The following is a 5,801-nucleotide window of genomic DNA, read 5'->3' on the forward strand; positions in this document are numbered from 1 at the left end:
CACCGCGTCAAGCTCATCGTCAGCGCCGAGGTGCCGGCCTACGAGCTTTACGTGGAAGGGCAGAACGCCCACGAGTTCGTGCGCACCGTCAGTCGCCTGATCGAGATGCGCACGCGCGACTACCTGGCCGAGCCGCACCGGGTGGAATAGGGTCTTAGCGCGACCTGAGCGACAGTACGTTCACGCGCTCTCCGGTACGGACGAGCAACGCTTCCAGCGTGGAGACCGCGACGCCATACTCCACCGCCACGTCGGCGATGAAGTAGTCACTGGACACGCCGACCCGATCGGCAGCCGGGAGATCCAGCCCCTCGGGCAGGCGCTCGCCGAGTGAGCGGATGCTCGTGGCAGGCTCCATCCTCAGCATCCGCGCCACGGCCTGCGCCTGCGCCGGCGTTGATCCAGGGAGGATCACCTGAAGGGACTTTGTCGGCGCGGTGTTGATGTTGACGGGCACGCGCAGAGGGGCGGGCGTGTCTGGCTGCGGTGTGGCGACGCCGCGTTCGCCTCGCGCGGGCGCACGGAGCATCTCGTTCAGCGCCGCGTCACCCGACGCATCAGTGATCGTCAAGCGGATGCGGGCCCCAGGGTGTAGCGCCGGCTGTTGTGGCTGCGCCCAGGGTTCTCCAAGCCAATCGATACGCGTCGCGCGTGCGTCGGCATCGAGCGTGATGCGGGCGAGATCGATTGCGCTCAACGCGAGTTGGCGTGCCTGAACCAGATCCTCCCGATCCGAGGCGAGCTCTATGCGCGCGTCAAGGCGGGCCAGCATGGTCGTGGCGAGTGCCGCAACGACTGCGACCGCGAGCAACGCGACGATGATCGCCGCGCCTCGCGGTCGCTCGAGATGCCACCCCCTGCGGGGTGGCTTGCGTACGACGGGCATCAGGTACCGATGACGCCGCCGTCCTTCTTGGTGACGATCACGGTCGCCGAACGCGGACGACCGCCGCTGGCTTCCGGCCACTGGCTGAAGGCGAGCGGGTTGGCTGCGATGAACTGGTCCATCGACTGGCCGGCCGGCGGTGTCGGCGAGTTCGGGTGGCCGCTGGCTTCGCCCGGGTGCTGGACGTTGATGAACATCGTCTTGCCGTCCGGGGTGAAGGTCAGGCCGGTGATCTCGCAGCCGGACGGACCCACCAGGAAGCGCTTGATCTCGCCGCTGACCGGGTCGGCACACAGCATCTGGTTGTTGCCCTGGCCGGCATACACGCCGCTATTGCTGTAGCTGCCGTCGGTCTGGATCCACAGGCGGCCGTCGGCGTCAAAGCCGATGCCGTCAGGGCTGTTGAAGGTATTGTCGGCGGTGATCGCGGCAGAGCCCGAGCGCAGGTCGCTGCGGTCCGGGTAGGCGATCGGGTTGCCGGCGACGACGAACAGGTCCCATTCGAAGCGCATCGCAGCGGCATCGTTGCCGGCTTCGCGCCAGCGGATGATCTGGCCGAAACGGTTCTGCGTGCGCGGGTTGGCGTCGTCGGTGACGCTGCGGCTGCTGTTGTTGGTCAGCGTGCAGTACACCTCGTTGGTGTCCGGATGCACGGTGATCCATTCCGGACGGTCCATCTTGGTCGCGCCCACGGCGTCGGCGGCCAGGCGCGTCTTGATCAGCACTTCGGCCTGGTCGGCGAAGCGGCCGTCTGCAGCCAGCGTGGCGTTGGCGCGCTTGTCCAGCAGCAGCCATTCGCCGGTGCCCATGAAGTCGCCGCTGGCCGCGCCGTCCGAGAACTTCGCCACGTACAGCTTGCCGTTGTCGAGCAGGCGACGGTTCTGCGCGTCCTTGCCCGGTACGAAGCGGCCGTCGGAGACGAACTTGTAGATGTAGTCGTTCGCCTGGTCATCGCCCATGTAGACGACAACGCGACGGTCGCGGGTGAAAGCGTAGGCGCAGTTCTCGTGCTTGATGCGGCCCAGCGCGGTGCGCTTGACCGGCGTCGAACGCGGGTCGTAGGGGTCGATCTCGACCACCCAGCCGAAGCGGTTCGACTCGTTCGGCTCCTTGGCGTAGTCGAAGCGCTCGTCGAATTCTTCCCAACGATAGCCGGTGCCGCGTGCGCTGATGCCGTAGCGACGCATGTTTTCGTCGCGCGTGTCCGCGCCGCTGGTGGTGCCGAAGTAGCCGTTGAAGTTCTCTTCACAGGTGAGGTAGGTGCCCCAGGGCGTGAAGCCATTGGCACAGTTGTTCAGCGTGCCGAGCACGCGCTTGCCGGTCGGGTCGGCCTTGGTGCGCATGAGGCTGTGGCCGGCTGCCGGACCGCTGATCTGCATCGGCGTGTTGCCGGTGATGCGGCGGTTGTACTTCGAGTTGCGGACGATGTCCCACTTGCCCTTGTGCTGGCGCACGTGCAGCACCGAGATGCCGTGCGCGTTCTGCGCCTTCAGCACCTTGTCGGCGGTCCACGGCGTCATGAACTCGGCACCGAACAGGTACTCGTAGTTGGTGTACTCGTGGTTCATGACCAGCAGGCCTTCCTTGTCCGACTTGCCCCTCAGCGGGAAGAAGTGCATGCCGTCATGGTTGTCGCCGATCTGGCGGGCCTGATCGGCGCCGGTGTTGGTACCGTCCGGACGCCAGGCCGGCGAGTCGATGAACAGGGGGTCGCCCCAGCGCGCGAAAACCTGGGCCTGGTAGCCCTCGGGGACGACGATGGTATCGGCGCTCGAGGTGCCAATCGGGGTGAAGCCGATGCGCGGACCTTTCTTCGGACCGTGACCACGGCCATGATCCATGTGCTGATGGGCATGCTTGCCAGCGTTTGCAGCCAGCGGCGCGGCCAGGAAGGCGGCGGCACCAAGGCCCAGGCCGGACTTGAGGAAGCCGCGGCGCGACACGGTGCGGTCGACGATCTGCTGGAAGTGTTCGTTGTCGGACAGGTTGCTCGGCAGGTCGTCCTGGTCGAAATGGCTCATCTACGTGCTCCGTTGAGGGGATGGCTGGGAGCGCGCATTCTTGATAGCGCAGGTTGCGTAGGGATGAAGACAGCATTGCGCCAATGTTTATCGGATCCAAAACTGCGCGAAGCGATGCAAAACGGCATAAACGATGCATTGCCAGGGGTTCAATCGCTTCCGTACAGGCGGAGTTGGCCGCTAACGTCATCGGGGCCCTCGCGTGTCCGGACTGCGAGGCCGATCGGCTGAGCGCCGTAGGTCGCATGTGCTTCTGCCAGCCAGTCGAGCAGCGCGGTGGCTTCACCGCGTCCTTCGAAGCGGAGCTCGCTGTCGGCGACTCGCACCAGCTCCAGTGACAGTCCGCGAGTGCCTGCCAGCTCGGCGAGTGCAGGTAGCGTATTGATCGCGCCCGAGGTTGTGCCGGCGTCAGGCGAACGAGCCTGGAGACTCGAGATTTCGGCTGCCGCGGCAGCGACCGCCTGCTGCTGTGCCTGCAGCCGCGGCAGTGCCTCGCGCAGGCGCGCATGTTCGCGGGCCAAGGACTCTCCGACGGAGACCAGTACCAAGGCGCTGATCGATGCCAGTCCGATCGCGACCAGGCGCCGCTCCCGCGCAGAAAGGGTCTGCCAGCGATCGGTAAGTGCGCGAAGTCGTTGCAGGCGGGAAAAAACGGCCTTCATCGATCATCTCCTTGGGCCTGAGTGAGCTCGATCGCCGGCGCGAGGGCCGTGCGCAGCCTGTCGAGTTCTTCCGCGGTTGCGCCGGCGAACGCCACTGAAAGCCTGCCGGCGCCGAAGTCGAGGGCAGTTACGGATGCGGTCGGAGCCAGATCGTCGCGGGCTTCGGCAAGGCGGCCGAGCAGCGGCAACAGGTCGGCGTCACCGGCCGCACCGGCGCGGCGGCGCAAGTCTTCGAGTCGGCGGTGCAGTTGCGCCTCGGGCATCACCCGCGGCGTGCCTGGCAGTGCCGCGGCGAACCGGCTCGCAATGTCTGCGTCAAGCGCATCGATGGCCGAGCGCATGCGCAGGATGTCGGCAAACATGATCCCCGCCAGCGCCAACAACGCACTGGCGGCAAGGGCCAAGGGCAGCCGGAGGCGGCGTGCGAGGGAGGCACCAGCGGCGCCCACGGAGAATTCGCCATGCAGAAGGTCCGCGGCGGCGTCAGTCCGCCACCAGGCGTAGCGCTCGCAGGCCTGGAGCGTCGCGCTCCCGAGCACAGCCTCGATCCTCGTCACCTCCGCTTCGCAGCCGGGATCGGCGTGCAGTCGGAGGCGAGGGAGATCCATCTCGTCCCGTCTGCGCGTGCGCAAGGCGTCGTCGACGAAGGGCATGAGCTGGTCGATATCGTCGGGCAGGGCAACTGGGCCCGCCTCGATCGGGTGCAGCACGGCGAGTCCCGGACGCAGGCAAAGTTGCAGCGCCTGCCGGCCGTCGGCGGTCGTCACGTCGCTCTGCAGTTCGGTGTAGAGGTGCCGCGGTTCATGGCCCGCCGTGCGCAGAGCGGTCAGCACCGTGCGCAGACGATCGCGTGCGGTGACGATCAGGTCCGCTTGCGAACCGGTCTCCGCGTCGTGGCGCTGGATCAGCGTGATGTGCTGCGCCTGCGGGGCATCCAGCAGGACGTCCTCCAGGGCGTAGGCGATCAGTCGCGGATCGGTTGCGGCCTTCCCTTTCGGCAGGGTGACGCGATGCCAGCTGCTCTGGCTGGCACCAAGGACGACGACGAGCGTGGCATCGCCGGGCCATCTTTCGGGCGTGCTGCAGCCCTGCGCGCGGAGCGTGCTGTCGGTCTCGGTCAGGACCCAGTCGGCCTCGGCGTTCGCGGGCCAGTCTTCGTCGATCAGTACGTGCAGGGTCGGTCGGTGGGCGGATGAGGGACGCATCGGCGGGTCTGTTGAAAGAGGTATCGTGGTTGAGGGGAACGCACGCTTCAGCGCAGGGGCATGAGCCGCATCAGCGGTCCGATGCCGGTCACGTCGATCGTGAGCTCGATCGCATCGGGGAGCTCCGACGGATCCGTGCCGGCGGGCGGCCAGCTCGTGTACCAGCGGCCACGGTGAATGAAGCGCCAGGCCAGCCGGTCGACGCCGTGGGCCAGCACCTCGCGCCGTTCCGGGCGAGCATCAGGCCTTGTTCGCAGCAGGCGTCGGTCTTCATGGCGGAACTGCACCGGCCGCATTCGGGCATGCACGCGCTCATCGACCAGCATTTGAAGGACCTGGTGATCGCGCGGGCCGTGAAGGCTCAAGGTCGCTGTTCCTGGCGGCGGCATGGCGAGGCGGAGCAGATCATGCTCGATCCGGTGCGCGGCATGCTCGAGATCGCGCCAATGCGTGTGCTGGGATTCCAGATGGCGTTCGAGATCGCTCATCTGCGCGATGGCGCGATAGCTCAACGCGCCGAGGATGGCAAAGATGGCGAGCGCCACCAGCAGCTCGACCAGTGTCATCCCGCTTGTCGCGGGGCGGATTGGGCGTCGGGTGTGTGGCCGGCGCATCGGCATCGCTCAGGGCTGAACCAGCACATGGCCGGCCAGGTGCGCGCGTGGGTGCCCGCCTGCGTCACGAACCACGATGTCGATGGCCCGCCAGGCCGGTACCGCGGTCGCGGTGACCGTCTGTTCCCAGCGGAAGCGGTAGCGGCCCTGCAGCGCTTCGCCGTCACTCCGGCCCATGGGCGGCGGAAACGGCCGGACGCGCAGCTCCGCGAGTCGGTTCTGCGCCACCCAGCGTGCAAGCGTGCGTTGTGCGAGGGCGTCGCTGGTGTCGGTTGCCTGCGTGCCGGCGCGCACCGCCGCGCTCAGCGCGACGGCGATGATTGCGAGGGCAATCAGGTTTTCGAGCAGGCTGAAGCCGCGCGTCGCGGGGTTCATGGTCCCATTGTCCCGGCCAGCAGTTCCACGCGGCCATT

7 protein-coding genes are annotated in these 5,801 nt (G+C 67.2%); 1 reads left to right on the forward strand and 6 read right to left on the reverse strand.

Annotation, left to right across the window (positions count from 1 at the left end):
- The coding region (gene zapE, locus RBT54_RS17235) for an AFG1/ZapE family ATPase (protein WP_320368261.1) at positions 1 to 150 on the forward strand (150 nt) is incomplete at its 5' end.
- A 4-nt stretch (positions 151 to 154) separates the two neighbouring features.
- On the opposite strand, the gene RBT54_RS17240 is transcribed toward zapE, so the two are convergent.
- The 6 genes from RBT54_RS17240 to gspI form a co-directional block, all read right to left on the reverse strand.
- Complete coding sequence (locus RBT54_RS17240) at positions 155 to 886, reverse strand: type II secretion system protein GspK (RefSeq protein ID WP_320368251.1); 732 nt, start codon at positions 884 to 886, stop codon at positions 155 to 157.
- Positions 886 to 2,907 carry a PhoX family phosphatase gene (locus RBT54_RS17245; RefSeq protein WP_320368252.1) on the reverse strand — a complete coding sequence of 674 codons (2,022 nt, stop codon included), beginning with the start codon at positions 2,905 to 2,907 and terminating at the stop codon, positions 886 to 888. Before RBT54_RS17245 ends, RBT54_RS17240 begins: the two co-directional genes overlap by 1 nt.
- A 149-nt stretch (positions 2,908 to 3,056) precedes the next feature.
- On the reverse strand, positions 3,057 to 3,569 hold the full coding sequence (gene gspM, locus RBT54_RS17250; protein WP_320368253.1) for a type II secretion system protein GspM: 513 nt from the start codon (positions 3,567 to 3,569) through the stop codon (positions 3,057 to 3,059).
- Positions 3,566 to 4,774: a type II secretion system protein GspL gene (gene gspL, locus RBT54_RS17255; protein ID WP_320368254.1), complete on the reverse strand. Its 1,209-nt coding sequence runs from the start codon at positions 4,772 to 4,774 to the stop codon at positions 3,566 to 3,568. Before gspL ends, gspM begins: the two co-directional genes overlap by 4 nt.
- A gap of 47 nt (positions 4,775 to 4,821) precedes the next feature.
- Entirely contained in the window at positions 4,822 to 5,394 is a 573-nt protein-coding gene (locus tag RBT54_RS17260) for a type II secretion system protein GspJ (protein ID WP_413788470.1), read from the reverse strand.
- A gap of 3 nt (positions 5,395 to 5,397) precedes the next feature.
- Entirely contained in the window at positions 5,398 to 5,763 is a 366-nt protein-coding gene (gspI, locus tag RBT54_RS17265) for a type II secretion system minor pseudopilin GspI (protein WP_320368256.1), read from the reverse strand.
- Between the last annotated feature and the right edge of the window lie 38 nt (positions 5,764 to 5,801).

The sequence above is a fragment of the Thauera sp. genome, from assembly GCF_034003485.1.
Taxonomy (GTDB): Bacteria; Pseudomonadota; Gammaproteobacteria; order Burkholderiales; family Rhodocyclaceae; genus Thauera.

What these genes read in the sequence shown, in the direction of transcription:
- RBT54_RS17240 (WP_320368251.1), bottom strand. Translation starts at nt 886, where the DNA reads ATGCCCGTCGTACGCAAGCCACCCCGCAGGGGGTGGCATCTCGAGCGA.
- RBT54_RS17245 (WP_320368252.1), bottom strand. Translation starts at nt 2,907, where the DNA reads ATGAGCCATTTCGACCAGGACGACCTGCCGAGCAACCTGTCCGACAAC.
- gspM (WP_320368253.1), bottom strand. Translation starts at nt 3,569, where the DNA reads ATGAAGGCCGTTTTTTCCCGCCTGCAACGACTTCGCGCACTTACCGAT.
- gspL (WP_320368254.1), bottom strand. Translation starts at nt 4,774, where the DNA reads ATGCGTCCCTCATCCGCCCACCGACCGACCCTGCACGTACTGATCGAC.
- RBT54_RS17260 (WP_413788470.1), bottom strand. Translation starts at nt 5,394, where the DNA reads ATGCCGATGCGCCGGCCACACACCCGACGCCCAATCCGCCCCGCGACA.
- gspI (WP_320368256.1), bottom strand. Translation starts at nt 5,763, where the DNA reads ATGAACCCCGCGACGCGCGGCTTCAGCCTGCTCGAAAACCTGATTGCC.